An 18004-nucleotide genomic window follows, 5' to 3' on the forward strand; every position below is an offset into this window, starting at 1 on the left:
TCCACCTTTCGGTGGACACGATCTCGGCGCTTAAGGCGGACGCCGCGGAACCACTCGTTTTCATACGGTCGAGTCATGAACACGACGACTTCCTCCGCGACCTCATTCACTGGTTCCCGCGGCCTGCGCTACCCCGCCCCCGACGTCGCCCGCGGCTTCATGCTGCTGCTCATCGCCCTGGCCAATGTGGGGTTCTGGGTGGCGGGTCCCGAGGGCCGTGCGCCATCGACCGCCGACAGGACCTGGGCCTTCATACGTGCCCTGTTCATCGACCAGCGCGCCTACCCGCTGTTCGCACTGCTCTTCGGCTTCGGGCTGGCCACCATGGTCAACCGGCGCATGGCATCGGGCATCGACGCCTACTGCCAGCAGTTGACCGGCGGGCTCCGGGCGCCGTCGGCGGCTGAGCTCGACCAGGCCCGGGAGCAGGCCGTCATCGATGCCCGCCGCCTCGTGCGGCGCCGCGGCCTGTGGATGGTCCTGTTTGGGCTCATCCACGGCGCCTTCTTCCCCTCGGAGATCATCGGCACCTATGGCATCGTCGCCGTCGTCTTCGCCGGGTGGTTCGCCCACAAGCACCACAAGCGCCAGCTGGCGGTGTGCGCCCTCATTCTTCTGTTCCAGATCGTGACGGTGGTCCTGGCCATGCTCATGGGCCCCGGAGGTGAGGCGGCCGGTGTGGCGGGGCCCGCTGCCCCGGCGGCGGCACCTACCGGAGCAGGTGAGTCCGTGGCGTCAGCGCTGCCCTGGTTCGTGACCAACGTGAATGAGTGGTTCTTCACCGCTCTGGGAGCTGCCTTCACCACGATGATTCTTCCCGCCGCCTTCCTGGGGGCCCGCCTGGCCGACACCGACCTCATCGCCCACCCCGAGCGTCACCGCGGTCTGCTGACGGTGGCCGGGATCGGCGGCCTGGCCCTGGGGGCACTCGGCGCGCTTCACGAGCTCCTGGTTCCGCTCACCAGCGCTCAGTCCTGGGAGGCCGACTCCGCCCTGATCGCGGTCCTGGGCCTGGCCGGGGGCTGCGGCTGGCTCGCCGTTCTGGCCCTCTACGCCGGCGGGCCGACGTCGGACAACCGGCTGACCGGCCTCAGGTGGCTGCTGTCCAATGTGGGGCGCCGCTCCATGACCGCCTACCTGTCCCAGACGGTCATGTTCGCCGGCATCTTCGTCATCGCGCCGCGGCTGACCGGGAGGCCCCTGGAGTTGGGAGTGGTGGCATCCGCCGCAGTGGCGGTGATGGTCTGGCTGACGACCGTGGTCCTGTGTGCGGTGCTTGAGCGGCTCGGCATGCCCGGTCCCTTTGAGTCCCTCCTGCGCATCGCCGTCGCTCGCAGCGAGCGCAGCCGCACGAACCCGTTCCCCCAGCAGATCCCCGCCCAGCGTGCGGCCCAGTTCCTCGGTCGGTCGACGAGCGCCTCGGTTACCGCGGGAGCCTGAGAGCGGGGCGGTGCCCGCTGCCATCGCAAGACGGAAGAGCCCTGGTCCTCCGGGAGGAGGACCAGGGCTCGGTCCGCTCTCCGGGGAGGAGAGGATCAGCCCGTCATGATGGCTCCGCAGGGGGAGGTGGCGCTGGTGGCCGCCCCCTAGCGTGGAGGGCATGAAACTTACGACGTCATTCACCGACACTCGGGGGGTGCGCTATCCGTCCCCGGATGTGGCCCGTGGCTTCATGCTCCTGCTCATCGCCCTGGCCAACATCCCCTTCTGGACCGATGTGACGCACGCTTCCGCCCCGTCTGATGCGGTCGACACGGCATGGCTGTGGGTGCGCTCCCTCCTGGTCGACTCGCGTGCCTACCCGCTGTTCGCGATGCTCTTCGGCTTCGGACTGGTCACCATGGTCAACCGGCGCATCGCCTCCGGTGCCGCGTCCTACCTCAGCTCCCTGCCCGGCGTGGAGGACGGCCGTGAGCCGACGTCGCAGGAGGCGGCCTGGGCCCGTGAGCAGGCCACCGTCGACGCCCGTCGCCTGGTGCGGCGTCGGGGCCTGTGGATGATCCTCTTCGGCGCCGTGCACGCCGTACTCTTCTCCGGTGACATCATCGGCCCCTACGGCCTGGTCGCCGTCATCTTCGCCGGCTGGATCGCCCGCAAGCACTGGAAGCGGGCCGTGGCCTTCTGTGCCGTCGTCGTTGTTGCCGGCACCACCACCTTCCTCAACATGGGCAGCTTCCTGGCCTCCCAGGGGGCCGCCTCGGCGACGGACGCGCACCAGGGGGCCGGCGCCTCGACCGATACGGTCCTGTCCTACGTCTCCGACGGACTCCTGTCCTGGGGTGGAAGCCTGGTCTCGGCGCTGTTCTTCTCCATGATCGTTCCGGCGATGTTCCTCGGCGCCCGGCTGGCCGACACCGACCTCATCTCCCATCCCGAGCGCCACCGCCGGCTCCTGGTCGCCGTCGGCCTGGGCGGTCTGGGGATAGCGGCCGCTGGCGGTATCGGGTTCGCCGTGTGGGCCGCGGGTGGACACCTGGTTGTCTGGACCATGCCCCTTCACTCGCTCACGGGCGTGGCCGGGGCCTGCGGCTGGCTGGCACTGCTGTCCCTGTACGCCGGTGGGCCGCGGCCGGATGGTCGGCTGACGGGGCTGCGTCGGCTCGCCTCCACCGTGGGGCGCCGCTCCATGACGGCCTACCTGAGCCAGACCTTCCTCTTCGCCATCATCTTCTTGGCCCTGCCCGCCCTGACCGGAATCGAGCTCCACCTGGGCGAGGCTCGGGCCGCCGGGATCGCGCTGGCGGTCTGGCTGGTGACAGTCGGTCTGTGCGCCGCCCTGGAGCGCGGCGGTCACGCCGGCCCCTTCGAGACCCTGCTGCGCACCGCCGTGGCCCGCAGTGAGCGCCGACGCCGGCTGCTGGCCCCTCCTGCCCCTCCGACCCCGGCCTCACCGGTGGGCACCTCCAGCACCTACGACCTGGTGCGCTGAGAGCCCGGAACACAGATAGGCGCCCAGGACGATGGGGAGGGCTTCCCCGCGGGCCGGCGGGTGCCTGCCCACCCCGGCCTTCAGGGATTCTGTATGGTGGGACGGCCTGGTGACAGCCTTCAGGGCGCGTCATCGCACCATGTCCTGAGGACTGTGAGTCGCCTCGCAGAACGTGAGGGGTGACTTGAGCGTTTCACAGGGCATCGTTGACACGGTAGCCTGCCTGCGTCCCCAACTCTGAAGGAAGCGAACAGTCCTCATGACTCAGCCCCCCAACCCTGGTCAGCCCTTCTACCAGCAGCAGCCCTCGGCACCCTCGGCTCCGGCCTCGGGGCAGCCCTACCCGCCCCAGCCGCAGTTCCAGGGCGCTCCCGGCGCGCCTGCTGCTCCCGGCGCCCCCGGCCAGCCCTTCCCGCAGGCTCCGGCGGGGGACAGCTTCATGGGCAACCTCTTCGACACCGCCAAGCCCTTCGCCGAGAAGTTCGGCAAGGTGTTCTTCTACATCGCCGCCATCGCCCTGGTCGCGAACTGGCTCTACTCGGCTTACAACGCCGGTGACATCGCTGGTAACTACGACATCGAGACGCAGAGCCGGAGCTTCAACTTCGGCAAGTTCCTGCTGAGCCTGCTCTTCGACGCCCCCTGGATCGTGACGCAGATCGGCCTCATTCGCCTCTTCATCGAGCTGGTCATCAACTCCGGCAAGAAGAACTAGTCGCTGCCGGGCGGAGTCTCGTCTCCGCCGCAGCCAGCTGCTCGACCCTGACGGTCGCCGGCCCTCGCGGCCGGCGACCGTCAGTCGTTGGAGCCGGCTGCGCCCGAGTCGTCCCCGGCCTGACCCACCGGCAGCTCGAGGACGGCCGTCAGCCCGCCGTCGGGGTTGGCGCTCAGACGCAGCTCGCCGCCGTGCGCGGTGGCCACCGCCGTCACGATGGCCAGGCCCAGCCCGTGCCCGGAGCCCCGGGTCCGCCCCCGTCCCTCGCCGCGCACGAAGGGCTCGCGCAGAGACTCCACGCTCTCGGCCGCCACCACGGGGCCCTCGTTGCGGATCGTCAGGCGCACGCCGTCGTCCAGACGCGCCATGCCCACGGTGATGCGGCCGCCCTCGACGTTGTAGCGGGCCGCATTGCGCAGCAGGTTGGAGACGCTCTGACGCAGCAGCACCGGATCCCCGGGGACCCGGGCGGGCAGCAGGTGGGTGGAGACGTGAAGGTGGTGCTCGGCGACCTCCGGAGCGATGAGGCCCAGGGCGTCACGGACCGTGGCCTCCATATCCACGTCCTCGTGGGCCAGTTTCCCGGACTGGGCGTCGGCCAGGTCCAGCAGGGCGTCGATCGTCTCCCGGTTGGCGCGGTTGGTCTCCAGCACCCGGGTCAGTACCCGGCGCAGATCCTCGGCCGAGGCCTGCGGGTCGGACAGGGCGACGTCGATCATTGTCTGCGTGGTGGCCAGGGGAGTGCGCAGCTCGTGGGAGGCGTTGGCCGCGAACCGGCGGTGGACGGAGAAGGACCGCTCCAGGGAGGCCAGCATGTTGTCGAAGGTGTCCGCCAGGTCGTGGATCTCGTCGCGCGGGCCGGACAGGTCCAGCCGCTGACTGAGGTCTCCCGAGGCGGCGCGCTTGGCGGCCGCATTCATCGAGGACAGCGGCTGCAGCATCCGCCCCGCCAGGATCCAGCCGACAGTTCCGGAGAGCACCACGAGCAGCGCCAGCGCGCCGACGGCCGAGCGCATGATGCTGCTGAGCAGATCGAACAGGTTCGTGTCCACCTTGGCGGCCTCGCCGACCTGGGAGACCGGTACGGCGGCGGTCTCCCCGACCGGGTCGCCGATCTGGATGCTCAGCGTGACGTAGCGCGTGTAGAAGTAGACCAGGGCGATGAGGACCACGCCGGCGGCCGTCACCATCCCGGCGTAGGTCAGGGTCAGACGGGCCCGGATACTCAGGTGCCGGGCGCGACGCATGTGCTCCGTGCGGCCCGGCCGGGCGCCGTGGGGCCAGCTGTCGGCGCCGGGCCGCGCCGCGTCGTCGGCCCGGGTCCCCGCAGCCCCCTGCCCGCTCATGCGCTGAACCTGTAGCCCGCGCCGGGGACCGTCTGGATCACCCGCGGCTCACCGAGCTTGCGACGCAGGTGGGAAATCGTCACCCGCGTGGAGTTGGTGAAGGGGTCGGCGTTGGCGTCCCAGGCCTTCTCCAGGAGCGTCTCGGCGCTGAGCACCCCGCCCTCGGCCTCCATGAGGACCTGAAGGACCGCGAACTCCTTGGGGCTGAGGTGAATGAAGTGCCCGTCCCGGTAGACCTCCCGGCGGAAGGGATCCAGGCGCACCCCGTGGGCATCGAGGACCGGGGTGCGCGCCGGCTGGCTGCGTCGCCCCAGGGCCCGCAGCCGGGCCACCAGCTCGGGGAACTCGAAGGGTTTGGTGAGGTAGTCGTCCGCCCCCAGCTCGAAACCGCCCACGCGCGCGTCCAGCGTCCGAGACGCGGTGAGCATGAGGACCCGCGTGCTGGGGTGGTCGCGCACCACCCGCCGGCAGACCTCGTCGCCGTGGACCACGGGCAGGTCCCGGTCCAGGACGATGATGTCGTAGTCGTTGACCGCCACCTGCTCCAGGGCGCTGGCCCCGTCGCCGACGACGTCCACGGCCATCGCCTCACGCCGCAGCCCGGTGGCGATGGCCTCAGCCAGGTACTCCTCATCCTCCACGACGAGCACGCGCATCGCCCTGCCTCCTTCACTGTGGATTCTTTCGGCTGGTCCCTCAGCGAACCAGCCCCTGTGTTGCCACAACATAAGCGAATTTGTGAACCCCGTGGCAACACCGCTCCCGGTTGGCTGTTCCCCGAACGAACGGACGCCACCGCGCCCCGACCCACGTGAGCCGAAAGGACCCTCTCCCATGAAGCAGCCCCTCAACACCCGGATCCTCACCCGCGCCGCCACGGTGCTGACCTGCGCCGTGTGCGCCGTCGGCCTCATGACCGGATGCTCCCAGGGCTCGAAGGCGGACTCGGCCGCCTCCGCCTCCGCCACCAGCGGGGACGACTACCTGCTCAAGATGGCCAAGTGCATGCGCGACAAGGGCATCGACGTCTCCGACCCCGACGCCAACGGCAACGTGCAGTTCCCCGACAACGAGGCCGCCACCAAGGCCGCCCAGGAGTGCGAGCAGATCGTCGGCCCCGCCCCCGGCACCGAGGACCTCGCCAAGCCCGAGACGCAGCAGGACCTGGTCAAGGCCGCCGAGTGCCTGCGCAAGGAGGGCTACGACGTGCCCGACCCCGAGGCCGGCAAGGGCATCCAGATCAATGGCGACATCCCCCAGGACGTCATGAACAAGTGCTTCTCCCAGGTCGGGAGCAAGTAACACCGCGCCCTTGCAGGCGCCACCAGACCACAGGCTCGCGCGGCCGGACCGCCGCGCAGACACACACTCAGACAGGCAGACACATGGATCAGACCACCACCTCCACGCAGGCCGACGACGGCTCGACCGGCACCGCGGACAAGCCGGGCACGGCCCACCGCACCCGACGCCGGGCCTTCCTGGCCATGGGGGCCGCCGCGATCCTGGCGGCGGGCGCTGGTGCGGGCGCCTTCGCCTCCAGGTCGGGCCCCTTCGCGGCCAAGGCCAAGCCGACGACGTCGACCTTCAGCGGCGCCACCGACACCGTCACCAAGGGCGACCTCCAGGGACAGACCTCGGTGTCCGGGACCCTGCGCTACTCCGACTCGCGCAAGTTCAAGTCGGGCTTCGAGGGCGTTCTCATCCAGGTGCCGGCCTCCGGGACCGTCCTGACCCAGGGCGACGTCCTCTACCGCACCGGCAACGAGACCGCCTACCTCATGCGCGGCAACCTGCCCGCCTGGCGCAGCTTCGAGGCCGGCATGGAGGACGGCGAGGACATCCGCCAACTCGAGACGGCCCTGCGGGACCTGGGGTACTTCGACTACGAGCCCGACGACCACTTCAGCTGGGCCACCACCAGCGCCATCCTGAAGTGGCAGAAGGACCTCGACCTGCCCCGGACCGGGACCCTCCCACTGGGACGGATCGTCTTCACCCCCGGGGACCTGCGCGTGGGGACGGTCACCGCCCGCGTGGGGGACCGCGTCGCCGCCGACACCGAGCTCTTCGACGTCACCTCCACCACCCAGGTGGTCGACGCCAACATCAAGCTCTCCGATCAGAAGCTCGCCGTCGCCGGTACCGCCGTGACCATCAAGCTGCCCGACGCCAAGAAGACCGCCGGGAAGATCACCTCCGTGGGCACCCCCACCGAGAAGTCCTCCGGCTCCGGGTCCGGCGCCGGCTCCGGCTCGGGTGAGTCCAAGGAGCGGGTCATCCCCATCACCGTCACCCTCACCGACGCCTCGGCGACCACCAACTTCCAGGAGGTCTCCGTCACCGTCGACCTGCCCAGCGAGAAGCGTACGGGCGTCCTGTCGGTGCCGGTCGGGGCCCTGCTGGCTCTGAGTGCCGACCAGTACGGCGTCGAGATCGTCGAGGCCGGCGGCACCACCCGCAAGGTGCCGGTCACCATCGGGCTGTTCGCCGGTGGGCGCGTGGAGATCTCCGGTCAGGACATCTCCGAGGGACAGCGAGTGGTGGTGCCGCAGACATGAGCCGCATCCTGTCCCTGCGCGACGTGAAGCGCACCTACGGTGAGCCGCCCGTGGCCGCCTGCGCGGGCGTGAGCCTGGAGATCGACGACGGCGAGTTCGTCGCCATCGTCGGCCCCTCGGGCTCGGGCAAGTCCACGCTCCTCAACCTCATCGGCACCCTGGACCGGCCCAGCTCCGGCACCGTCGAGATCGACGGCGTCGACGTCGGCTCCCTGTCCGACGCTAAGCTCTCGGCCCTGCGGGCCAGCCGCATCGGCTTCGTCTTCCAGCAGTTCCACCTGGCAGACGGCGTCAACGCGGTCGACAACGTCGCTGACGGCCTGCTCTACAGCGGGATCCCCCGCTCTGAGCGGCGCCGGCGCGCCCGGGCCGCCCTGGAGCGTGTCGGCCTGGCCCACCGGCTCGACCACCGCCCCCACCAGATGAGCGGCGGCGAGCGCCAGCGGGTGGCCATCGCCCGGGCCGTCGTCGGCGAGCCCCCGCTGCTGCTGGCCGACGAGCCCACCGGGAACCTCGACTCCACCTCCGGGGCCTCGATCGTCGAGCTCCTCCACGAGCTCCACGCCCAAGGCACCACGATCATCGTCATCACCCACGACAACGAGCTGGCAGCCCAGCTCCCCAGGCAGATCGCCATCCGCGACGGCCGCATCGTGGGGGACTCAAGCCTGAAGGAGATCGTCCATGACGACGTCTACGCACCGGCGTGACCGGTCCGCGGCCGAGCGGGCCGGCCGCGCCCCGGCCCGGCGGATCCAGCGCTCGCGGCTGCGTCTGGCCGACGTGCTGCGCCTGGGAGGCACCGGCATCAAGGCCCGCCCCACCCGCGCCTTCCTGTCCGCACTGGGGATCGCCATCGGTATCGCCGCCATGATCTCGGTCGTGGGCATCTCGGCCTCCAGCCGCGCCCAGCTCTCCGCCCAGCTCGACTCGCTGGGGACCAACCTGCTGACGGCCACCGCCGGCCAGGACCTGTTCGGCAACTCCTCCTCCCTGCCGCAGGACAGCGTCGGCAAGGTCCGACTCATCGACAACGTCCAGAGCGCCTCGAGCACCGGACTGGTCAAGAACTCGCTGGTTTACCGCACTCCGCTCATCGACAAGAACGCCTCGGGCGGCATCACCACCCTGGCCGCGGACAAGTCGCTGCTCGACGTCGTGGCCGGACAGGTGGACAAGGGCGCCTGGCTCAACGAGGCCACCAGCAAGTACCCGGCCACGGTCCTGGGGCAGACGGCGGCCCAGCGCCTCGGCGTCGTCTCACCGGGAACCAAGGTGTGGATCGGCGGGAACTGGTTCACCGTGGTAGGCATCCTCAAGCCGGTGGTGCTGGCCCCCGAGCTCAACAATGCCGCCCTCATCGGTCAGGGCGTGGCCAGCGACCTGCTGGGGCACGACGCCAAGCCGACGACCGTCTACACGCGCAGCCAGGACGCCGCCGTCCCCACAGTGCGCAAGCTGCTGGCGCCGTCGATCTCGCCGCAGGCCCCCAATGAGGTTAAGGTCTCGCGCCCCTCGGACGCGCTGGAGGCCAAGAACGCGGCCGACAAGGCCTTCACCGGTCTGCTGCTGGGCGTGGGCTCGATCGCCCTGCTCGTCGGCGGTATCGGGGTGGCCAACACGATGATTATCTCGGTGCTCGAGCGCCGTCGGGAGATCGGACTGAGGCGGTCCCTGGGGGCGATGCGCGGACACATCCTCGTGCAGTTCATGACCGAGGCGCTGCTGCTGGCCTCCCTGGGCGGTGCCCTGGGGTGCATCATCGGGATCGGGGTGACCGCCGGGATGTCGGCCGCCAACGGCTGGCCCTTCAGCCTGCCGGTGATCGCCGTCGTCGGCGGTCTGGGAGTCACCATCGCCATCGGCGCCCTGGCCGGCGTGTACCCGGCCGTTCGGGCCTCTCGCACTCCTCCGACCGCCGCGCTCAACGCGCAGTAGGCGAACGCCGCCGGCCCGAGGGGAGGCGGATGAGACGTCCCGGTGGGAGACGGCTGGGCCCCGCGGTGGCGGCACCGGACTGTGGCGGCCGGTGCTTGAAAGAGATGGGGAGAGCCCAGCTGGCCGGGAACGCGTGAGAGCCCTGCACTGAATGGTGCGGGGCCCTCACTCCTGCGATCAGAAGACCGCGGTGCCTGTGGGTAGGCAGGCTCTCAGCCGGGTCACTCCGTGCCGAGCTTGCCGTCGACGGCGTCGCGGGCGGCGTCGATCTTGTCGTCGTACTTGCCGCCGGTCGCCTTCTTGGCAGCACCGGCTGCGGCGTCCAGCGCCTTGTCGCTGATCGCCTCGGCCTTGTCGGAGCTGAGAGCGTCACCGGCCTTCTTCGCCAGGTCATCAAGTCCCATCTGTGTCTCCTTCCGTCGGGTGGCCAGACGTCGGATGACGACGGCCTCGGCTGAATAGTGCCAGGTTTGCGCAGCCGCGTCATCTGAGGGCGGCTCAGCCCCTGGGCTGCGGCCGGGGGCAACTGACGCGGCGGGGGACTTTCTCTTGCGGCCGGGGTCGGTGGGGTCTGGTGGTGGATGCACCGCTCGTGGGAGGGGACACTCCACGCAGCCGGGGACTTTTCCTTCCAGCCGGGGGCATTCGACGCCGTCGGGGACCGGAATCCTGTCACCGAACGCGCAGGACGCCCCCGTAGGGAAGTATCCGCACCCCTACGCGCGCAATGTCCCCGGCCGTTCTGCCAGGGCGTCAGCGGCGGCGGGCTTCACCACTGCCAGGTGGGGCGGACGGGGGAGCCTGCGGCGTCGGCCAGCAGGACGGCCTCGCGCACGCGGCGGGTCAGGAGGGACAGGACGACCCGGTAGGAGTCCTCGACCATGGCGGTGGCCTCGTCCGTGCGGTAGTCCGGGCTGGTGAGGTCGATGCTCACCCAGTGCCGCTTGGACTGGTGGAAGCCCGGCTCCACCCACTCGAAGGTGGCCCGCACGGCGACGACGTCCTCGGGGTCGAGCTTGACGTTGGCCAGGAGGCGGCCGTCGGTGTGGGGGATGAGCAGCAGGAAGAGGCGAGGGCCCACGGAGGCGACAGGGATGTCCCACTCGGGCTTGTGCCCCGCCCAGGCGCCGGGCAGCGTGGCCGCCTTGGCCAGGAGTTCGTCGCGCCGGGCAGCCACGGTGGCCTCCTCGACGCGCGTGGAGGACCCGTCGGGGCGAGGGCTGCGGCGGAGCGGTGCTGTCATCGACGTCGAGCCTACGTCCTCCCCATGGCTGGGGACATGGCGCGCGGCCGGGTGCAAAATCGTCCGGCCGGGGACATCCTGCGCGGCGGGGTGCGGAAACTTCCGGCCGGGGACATCCTGCGTGTGCGGGGACGGGATTGCTGTCCCCGACGGCGTCGAATGCCCCCGGCTGGAAGGAAAAGTCCCCGGCCGCGTGGAGCGTCTCCGGCTGTAGGGAATAGTCGCCCGACGGCGAGGACTGGCGGCGGGAGGGGCGCCGGTGACGCGTACTGGGCGGGTCAGTCCGACACGACCTCCAGGAGCTCGCCGACCGAGCACCCCAGGGCCTCGCAGATGGCGGAGAGTGTGGAGTAGCGAATGGCCTTGGCGCGGTCGTTCTTGAGCACGGAGAGGTTGACGGTGGTGACCCCGACCTTCTCGGAGAGCTCCACGAGCGTCATCCCGCGGGCGGCCAGCAGCTCATCGAGGTGGCAGACGACGTGACTCACACGAGCCCCTCGGTCTCCTCGCGCAGCACGCTGTTCTCCGCGGCCAGGGAGCGAGAGCGCTGGTAGACCCGGTGCAAAGCGAGCAGCAGATGCATGGCGAGGATGAGGATGATGATGCTCTTGAGGGTCGGAATGTCGTTGCCGGTGGGGATGAACCCGGTCAGCTCTCCGTCTGCTCGGGCGCCGGTGAGGTACTCGTCCGAGATCGCCATGCCTGAGATGTGCAGAGCCAAGGCGCTCAGCTGCTGTCCCAGGAGCAGCCAGAACAGGTGACCGCCCCGAGTGAAGAGGTGGTCGACGAATCCTGTTCGGTTCGGGCGGATCGCGGCGATGAACCGGACGAAGGCCACGGCGCAGGCCGCGATGAGGAGGAGGTGGATGACGATAACCAGGCCGACGAGGAACCGCGCGCCGCCGGACATCCCATGCAGAATCCCGTGGCTCACCGAGTAGCCACCGAGCATCTCCATCGTCGCGTGCTTGAAGGACAACTGATGGTCCAAGGTGGGGTCGCTGTCGGTGAACTCCAGCAGCAGTCCGCGGCCGTCGATGAGGCCCCACAGGTTAGAGCCGAGCATGTAGAAGGGGGACAGGCACAGCAGGAACACCAGGAATGAGGTGAAGGCCAGGCTGCCGGTGCCGACGCCGGCGTCGGCACCGGCACCGGGGGTGACTCCGGCGTCATCCGCTGGGGACTGGTCGGCGGTCATCCCGCCGTCGAGGTCGGCGTCGGGGGCGGTGTCCGAGTCGGCTTCAGTGCTGGTCGTCATGATGACACTCCATATCGATTATCGATGCATCGATAGTCGATATGGTGCGCTTGAGGTTCGCCCGTGTCAAGCATTCATCCGGGGTGGGGTTCTGTCATTCAGCCATTGCCGACGGCGTCAGGTGGAGGTTGTGCGTACCGCCGGGGACGTAGTGTGCGGTGGGGGACATTGCACGCGATGGGAGACGTTGCGCGCGGTCGGGTGCGGAAACTTCCGGCCGGGGACATCCTGCGTGTGCGGGGACGGGATTGCTGTCCCCGACGGCGTCGAATGCCCCCGGCCGCACGAGAAAGTCCCCGGACGGAGTGACACGCGCGGTGCTCAGTGGATCGTCTCGAGGATGGTTGTCTTCAGCTCGTCGATGGACTGACCGCTGGAACCGGCGTTGACGGAGATGATGGCGTACTTCCCCTTCTCTTTGGTGGGGGTTGCGATGAGGGCGCCGTTGATCGTCTGGCCCCCGATGTTCGCGGTGTAGTTGAGCACGGCCGCCTCGCCATTGGCGGTCTGCTCGGTGGAGTAGCCGGTTGAGGTCGCTCCGGGGATCGAGGTGAGGGCAGGGCTCAGCTCGGCCTCGGTCAAGGGCTTGCTGGCGGGAATGGTGGTCTTGGAGACGTTGGCGTTGCCGAGGTAAGGAGTGAAGCCGTCGTCGGGGGCCTTGTAGTAGATGTCGGATGTCTCGTCCAGGGGGGTGGCCTGCCAGCCCTCGGGCACCGCGAAGGTGATGCCGACGGTGGGGGCGGTGACCTCCTGATACCCCGCGGGTGTCGCCTTGGGCAGGTCGCTCTGCGTGGCGCTGGCGCTGGCGGAGGCCTTGTCGTCGCCCTTGTTGGTCTTGTCCGCCTCGGCATCCTTCTTGCTGTCCTTGGTGTCACTGTCCTTGTCGTCGCCCTTGTCCGATTCTGCCGAGCTGTCGGAGGCGGCCGACTTGGAGGAGTCGGAGCCCTCAGTGCTCTGAGAGCAGGCGGTCAGAACGGGGGCGGCTGTCAGGGCGAGGCCGGCCAGCAGGGTCGCAGCGGTGCGTACGGGTTTCATGATGCTCCAGTGTGTGAGTGCGAGTGTGCTCCCTAGGGCATCACGTTCTGGTGGGAACGCACGATGGGGATGCTTCCCCATCGTGGACTGAAGGAGGGCTCGCGGTCACTGCGCCGTGACAGGCTCGCTGTCGCCTCTGCCCGCTAGTGGGCCGTCGTGAGGATGGTGGACACGATGGTGTCGACCTCCTCGGCGCTGCCGGCCGTCACAGCGATGCGCACGTAGGTGCCCGACGACGTCGGAACGGCGATGACCGCGCCGGCCGTCTGGGTGCCCTGAACCTGCGCGGTGGAGGTGTCGACGGCGGCCTGCCCGTAGGTGGACGGCTTGGTGGAGTAGCCCGTCGGCGTGCCTCCCTGTCGGGTGATGATCTCATCCAGGCTCGCCTGGGACGGGGGTGTGGAGGAGGTCTCGGCCTCCTTGGCGACCGCGACGCTGTTGAAGGACAGGCCACCGCTCTGCGAGAACCGGCCGTAGAAGGCGTCGGTGCTGTTCAGGCGCTGGGTGAGAGTGGACGGATCCACCCCCTGGGCCCGGGCGAGCAGCGCCTTCTGCGCCTCGGGAAGAGCATTGAGGTCCTCCCAGTCCTCGGGAATCGCGAAGGTGAGGCCGGATGTCGGTGCGGTGACCGCCTGGTGGCCCGCCGGGATGGAGGGGGTCGTGCTGCCGGAGGCGCTCGCGCCGCCCCCGCTCGACGACGTCGCCGCGGCCGCGGGGCCCGATCCGGTCGCTGTCGCTGCGGCCGAGCCCGCCGACGAGGGGCTGGTCTGCGAGCAGCCCGCCAGAATGAGGATGGTGGCCAGGGCCAGGGTGGCGCGCGTGGTTCTCATGATGTCTCCGGGGTGAGGACGGGGTCGTGATGTGACGATAGCGGCGTCGTGGAACAACGGTGTTTCAAGTGGTTGGTTGGCATGTTGCAGGTCGGCGCGATGACCGGCGGAATGTCTCCGGCAGAACCCCAAGGAGTTGCCCACGTCACTGCCGGTCTCAGAAGTTGAGTGGAATAGACTCAACTCTGCGAAGGTTGTGGTGACCAGAAGACGCAACACGTCACTACCTCTGAAGGAGATCCGCATGGACACCAACTACACCACCAAGTCGCAGGAGGCGATCTCCGGGGCCATGCAGGCCGCCGCCGCGGCCGGCAACCCCCAGATCGAGCCCGCGCACCTGCTCGTTGAGCTCCTCTCCCAGCCCGACGGCGTCGCCGCCGGACTCCTGGCCGCGGTCTGCCCCGACGCGGCGGCCCGCCAGGCTGTCGGCGCCTCCGCGCGCCGCATCCTCACCCAGCTGCCCGCCTCCTCGGGCTCCTCCATGACCCAGCCTCAGCCCTCGCGCTCCCTGCTGGCCGCCCTCGAGGCCGCCTCGACGGTCGCCAAGGAGCTGTCTGACGAGTACATCTCCACCGAGCACCTGCTCATCGGCCTGGCCAAGGGCGACGCCTCCGGCTCCGCCCCCACCGTGGCCCGCATCCTGGCCGACGCCGGCGCCACCCCGGAGACCCTCATCGAGGCCCTGCCCCAGGTCCGCGGTTCGTCCCGCGTCACTTCCGCCAATCCCGAGGGCACTTACAAGACCCTCGAGAAGTACGGCACCGACCTCACCGAGGCCGCTCGGGAGGGCCGCCTCGACCCGGTCATCGGCCGCGACGCCGAGATCCGTCGCGTCGTGCAGGTCCTGTCCCGGCGCACCAAGAACAACCCCGTCCTCATCGGTGAGCCCGGCGTGGGCAAGACCGCCGTCGTCGAGGGCCTGGCCCAGCGCATCGTCGCCGGCGACGTCCCCGAGTCCCTGCGCGGCAAGCGCCTCATCTCCCTGGACCTGTCCGGGATGGTGGCCGGCGCCAAGTACCGCGGTGAGTTCGAGGAGCGCCTCAAGGCCGTCCTCAAGGAGATCAAGGACTCCGACGGCGAGGTCATCACCTTCATCGACGAGCTGCACACCGTCGTCGGCGCCGGCGGCGGCTCCGAGGGCGCCATGGACGCCGGCAACATGCTCAAGCCCATGCTGGCCCGCGGCGAGCTGCGCATGGTGGGCGCCACCACCCTGGACGAGTACCGCGAGAACATCGAGAAGGACCCCGCCCTGGAGCGCCGCTTCCAGCAGGTCTTCGTCGGTGAGCCCAGCGTCGAGGACACCGTGGCCATCCTGCGCGGCATCGCCCCCAAGTACGAGGCCCACCACCAGGTGACCATCTCCGACGGCGCCCTCGTGGCGGCCGCGACCCTCTCCGACCGCTACATCACCGGTCGCCAGCTGCCCGATAAGGCCATCGACCTGGTCGATGAGGCCGCCTCCCGGCTGCGCATGGAGCTCGACTCCAGCCCCGTCGAGATCGACGAGCTGCGCCGTCGCGTGGACCGCATGCGCATGGAGGAGGCCTACCTGGACGAGTCCATCGAGGACGTCTCCAAGGCCGACCCGGCTGACGTCGACCGCCTCGAGCGCCTGCGCGCCGAGCTGGCCGACGCCTCCGAGGAGCTGGCCTCGCTCAATGCCCGCTGGGAGGCCGAGAAGGCCGGCCACAACAAGGTCGGTGAGCTCCGCGCCGCCCTGGACGAGATGCGCACCCGCGCCGACCTGGCCGAGCGCGAGGGCAACTTCGAGGAGGCCGGCCGCCTGCGCTACGGCGACATGCCCGCCCTGGAGCGCCAGATCCGCGAGGCCGAGGCCGCCGACGACGCCGCCGAGCAGACCGCCGGCGAGCCGATGATCGCCGAGAAGGTCGGCGCCCCCGAGATCGCCGAGGTCGTGGGCTCCTGGACCGGCATCCCCGTGGGCAAGCTCCTCCAGGGGGAGACCGAGAAGCTCCTGACCATGGAGGACGTCATCGGTGAGCGCCTCATCGGGCAGAAGGCCGCCGTGGCCGCCGTGGCCGACGCGGTGCGCCGCTCGCGGGCCGGCATCTCCGACCCCGACCGCCCCACCGGCTCCTTCCTCTTCCTGGGCCCCACGGGCGTGGGCAAGACCGAGCTGGCCAAGGCCCTGGCCGAGTTCCTCTTCGACGACGAGCGCGCCATCGTGCGCATCGACATGTCCGAGTACTCCGAGAAGCACTCCGTGGCGCGCCTCGTGGGCGCCCCTCCCGGGTACGTCGGCTACGAGGAGGGCGGCCAGCTCACCGAGGCCGTGCGGCGTCGGCCCTACTCCGTGGTCCTGCTCGACGAGGTCGAGAAGGCCCACCCCGAGGTCTTCGACATCCTCCTGCAGGTGCTCGACGACGGCCGCCTCACTGACGGCCAGGGGCGCACGGTCGACTTCCGCAACGTCATCCTCGTGCTCACCTCGAACCTGGGCAGCCAGTTCCTCACCGACCCGCTCACCAGTCCCGAGGAGAAGCGCAACGAGGTCATGAGCGTGGTTCAGGCCTCCTTCAAGCCGGAGTTCCTCAACCGCCTCGACGACATCATCATCTTCGAGGCCCTCTCCAAGGAGGAGCTGGGTGAGATCGTCGAGATCCAGCTGGCGCGCATCGCCAAGCGCCTGACGGATCGGCGCCTGAGCCTGGAGGTCACCGACGCCGCCCGCAGCTGGCTGGCCGACGAGGGCTACGACCCCGCCTACGGGGCCCGGCCGCTGCGCCGCCTCGTCCAGCGCGAGATCGGCGACCGTCTGGCCCGCATGCTGCTGGCCGGGGAGGTCCTCGACGGGCAGAAGGTCGTCGTCGACAAGGTTGACGGCTCCGAGGGGCTCACGCTGCGGGCCGAGGGCGAGGCGCACCTGCCGTCGGCCTCCTCGGCGGCGTCGCCTGCCTGAGCCCGGAACCCGACCGAGCCGACCGCCTGAAGCGCAGGCTGTGACAAGCCAGTGACAGGCCAGTGATGAGGGGGCGGGCCCACCTGAGTGGTGGGTCCGCCCCCTTCGTGCTGCCGGTTCACGCTGCCGGCTCATGCTGCCGGCGGCGTCGCGCGCCTCAGCCGGGCTGGTTGTCCTGGGTGGGCCAGGCGTTGTACACGCAGCCGCCGGCCAGGTCGTGGCTCTGCTGAGCCATGAGCGGGGCCTTGAGACCGGCCCCGGCGCAGAACTCGTGCTCGTGGCCGAGGAAGTGGCCCACCTCGTGGTTGGTGACGTAGGTGCGGTAGGAGTCGACGTCGGGGTAGGTCACGGCGCCCCAGTTCCACCGGTCGGAGTTGATGACCACGTTGTTCCCGTTGCGGCAGCTCCACATGCCGCCGGTGTCCAGCGGTGAGCACAGGGCGTCGGCGCTGGGCGGCGTGGCGATGTTGAAGGTGAAGTCCGCGCTCGCGGGGTCGGCCACCGGCTGGAAGGAGGTGTTCTGCGCGGTGGGCCAGCCGCGCTCGTCATTGAGGATGCGCTCCACGATGGGGGCCGCGGCTGCGGCGTCGACATGCGTGCCGCCCTCGACCCGTAGCACGTAGCGGTAGACGGTGGCGGCTGCGGGCCGGGAGACGGGTACGGCCGGTGCGGTGGTCCAGCTGCCGTTGCCGACGGCGCCGGAGTGCGCGAAGCCCTCGGAGTCCAGCTGCGGGGACGGCAGCGCCGAGGCCGACGGCGTCGGTGAGGCGGAGGGGGTGGCCGAGGCCGACGGCGAGGCCGTGCGGGTGGCGGACGCCCGAGCGGAGGACTGGGCCGTGGCCTTGGCCGGGGTTGAGGGCTGGCGTGCGGAGGAGCCCAGCGGCAGGGCGAAACCGGGGTGGAGCCCCCAGACCCGCAGTCCGACGACGATCAGGGCCAGCGCCACGACGAAGGCCGTGCCGTACAGAAGCCGGCTGCGGGCGCGACGCCGACGTCGCTCCCGGCGGGCGATGGTGAGGGCTCGCCGGCTGGCGGGATCGGGTGCGTCCGACGAAGGGCGCTGCGAGGAAGGGCGGCCCTCAGGGCTGCGTCGATGACCGGCGGATGTTCGACGGCGTCCAGATGCCGACGACGAGGCGCGGCCGGGGCGGGAGGGGCGCCGCGGCGGCTGCGGGGTCGAGGGACGCATACGACCATCGTAGGGGCGCACGCCCGACCAACCC

General features: G+C 70.1%; 17 protein-coding genes. 8 read left to right on the forward strand and 9 right to left on the reverse strand.

What is annotated here, in order from left to right:
• Positions 1-75 precede the first annotated feature (75 nt).
• The 3 genes from FK267_RS02380 to FK267_RS02390 all read left to right on the forward strand — a co-directional run bounded on the left by FK267_RS02380 (position 76) and on the right by FK267_RS02390 (position 3644).
• Positions 76-1440: a DUF418 domain-containing protein gene (locus FK267_RS02380; protein ID WP_141406111.1), complete on the forward strand. Its 1365-nt coding sequence runs from the start codon at positions 76-78 to the stop codon at positions 1438-1440.
• 160 nt (positions 1441-1600) lie between these two features.
• Positions 1601-2929 carry a DUF418 domain-containing protein gene (locus FK267_RS02385; protein WP_141406112.1) on the forward strand — a complete coding sequence of 443 codons (1329 nt, stop codon included), beginning with the start codon at positions 1601-1603 and terminating at the stop codon, positions 2927-2929.
• A 259-nt stretch (positions 2930-3188) separates the two neighbouring features.
• Positions 3189-3644, forward strand: coding sequence for a collagen-like protein (locus tag FK267_RS02390; RefSeq protein ID WP_141406113.1), 456 nt, complete (start codon positions 3189-3191; stop codon positions 3642-3644).
• An 80-nt stretch (positions 3645-3724) separates the two neighbouring features.
• On the opposite strand, the gene FK267_RS02395 is transcribed toward FK267_RS02390, so the two are convergent.
• Together FK267_RS02395 and FK267_RS02400 are read right to left on the reverse strand one after the other, a co-directional pair.
• Positions 3725-4990, reverse strand: a complete 1266-nt coding sequence (locus FK267_RS02395) for a sensor histidine kinase (RefSeq protein WP_198498125.1) — start codon at positions 4988-4990, stop codon at positions 3725-3727.
• Positions 4987-5646: a response regulator transcription factor gene (locus tag FK267_RS02400; RefSeq protein WP_075373865.1), complete on the reverse strand. Its 660-nt coding sequence runs from the start codon at positions 5644-5646 to the stop codon at positions 4987-4989. The genes FK267_RS02395 and FK267_RS02400 overlap by 4 nt, the downstream gene beginning before the upstream one ends.
• A 178-nt stretch (positions 5647-5824) precedes the next feature.
• Between FK267_RS02400 and FK267_RS02405 the strand changes: the two genes are divergently transcribed.
• The 4 genes from FK267_RS02405 (at position 5825) to FK267_RS02420 (ending at position 9489) form a co-directional block, all read left to right on the forward strand.
• Complete coding sequence (locus FK267_RS02405) at positions 5825-6292, forward strand: hypothetical protein (RefSeq protein WP_009407646.1); 468 nt, start codon at positions 5825-5827, stop codon at positions 6290-6292.
• Positions 6293-6375: 83 nt separating this feature from the next.
• Positions 6376-7551, forward strand: a complete 1176-nt coding sequence (locus FK267_RS02410; protein ID WP_141406115.1) for a peptidoglycan-binding protein — start codon at positions 6376-6378, stop codon at positions 7549-7551.
• On the forward strand, positions 7548-8261 hold the full coding sequence (locus FK267_RS02415; RefSeq protein ID WP_003788873.1) for an ABC transporter ATP-binding protein: 714 nt from the start codon (positions 7548-7550) through the stop codon (positions 8259-8261). Before FK267_RS02410 ends, FK267_RS02415 begins: the two co-directional genes overlap by 4 nt.
• Positions 8236-9489, forward strand: coding sequence for an ABC transporter permease (locus tag FK267_RS02420; protein WP_083303305.1), 1254 nt, complete (start codon positions 8236-8238; stop codon positions 9487-9489). The genes FK267_RS02415 and FK267_RS02420 overlap by 26 nt, the downstream gene beginning before the upstream one ends.
• A 221-nt stretch (positions 9490-9710) precedes the next feature.
• Here the strand turns inward: FK267_RS02420 and FK267_RS02425 are convergent, their stop codons facing one another.
• From FK267_RS02425 to FK267_RS02450, 6 genes are all read right to left on the reverse strand, one after another.
• Entirely contained in the window at positions 9711-9893 is a 183-nt protein-coding gene (locus tag FK267_RS02425; RefSeq protein ID WP_009407609.1) for an Rv0909 family putative TA system antitoxin, read from the reverse strand.
• A gap of 365 nt (positions 9894-10258) precedes the next feature.
• On the reverse strand, positions 10259-10732 hold the full coding sequence (locus FK267_RS02430; RefSeq protein ID WP_141406116.1) for an MmcQ/YjbR family DNA-binding protein: 474 nt from the start codon (positions 10730-10732) through the stop codon (positions 10259-10261).
• Positions 10733-11010: 278 nt separating this feature from the next.
• Positions 11011-11220 (reverse strand): helix-turn-helix domain-containing protein, encoded by a 210-nt coding sequence (locus FK267_RS02435; RefSeq protein WP_141406118.1) that lies wholly within the window; start codon positions 11218-11220, stop codon positions 11011-11013.
• Complete coding sequence (locus FK267_RS02440) at positions 11217-11990, reverse strand: hypothetical protein (RefSeq protein WP_141406120.1); 774 nt, start codon at positions 11988-11990, stop codon at positions 11217-11219. Before FK267_RS02440 ends, FK267_RS02435 begins: the two co-directional genes overlap by 4 nt.
• A gap of 321 nt (positions 11991-12311) precedes the next feature.
• Positions 12312-13025, reverse strand: coding sequence for a hypothetical protein (locus FK267_RS02445; RefSeq protein WP_141406121.1), 714 nt, complete (start codon positions 13023-13025; stop codon positions 12312-12314).
• Positions 13026-13168: 143 nt separating this feature from the next.
• Positions 13169-13855: a hypothetical protein gene (locus tag FK267_RS02450; protein ID WP_170198567.1), complete on the reverse strand. Its 687-nt coding sequence runs from the start codon at positions 13853-13855 to the stop codon at positions 13169-13171.
• Positions 13856-14099: 244 nt separating this feature from the next.
• Here FK267_RS02450 and clpB point away from each other — a divergent pair, with 244 nt between their 5' ends.
• Positions 14100-16781: an ATP-dependent chaperone ClpB gene (gene clpB / locus FK267_RS02455; RefSeq protein ID WP_141406125.1), complete on the forward strand. Its 2682-nt coding sequence runs from the start codon at positions 14100-14102 to the stop codon at positions 16779-16781.
• 157 nt (positions 16782-16938) lie between these two features.
• Here the strand turns inward: clpB and FK267_RS02460 are convergent, their stop codons facing one another.
• The gene (locus tag FK267_RS02460) at positions 16939-17970 is read right to left on the reverse strand and encodes a DUF3152 domain-containing protein (RefSeq protein WP_141406127.1); all 1032 of its coding nucleotides are present in this window, start codon (positions 17968-17970) and stop codon (positions 16939-16941) included.
• Positions 17971-18004: the final 34 nt, after the last annotated feature.

It is taken from the genome of Actinomyces oris (assembly GCF_006546825.1).
In the GTDB taxonomy this organism is placed as follows: Bacteria; Actinomycetota; Actinomycetes; order Actinomycetales; family Actinomycetaceae; genus Actinomyces; species Actinomyces oris.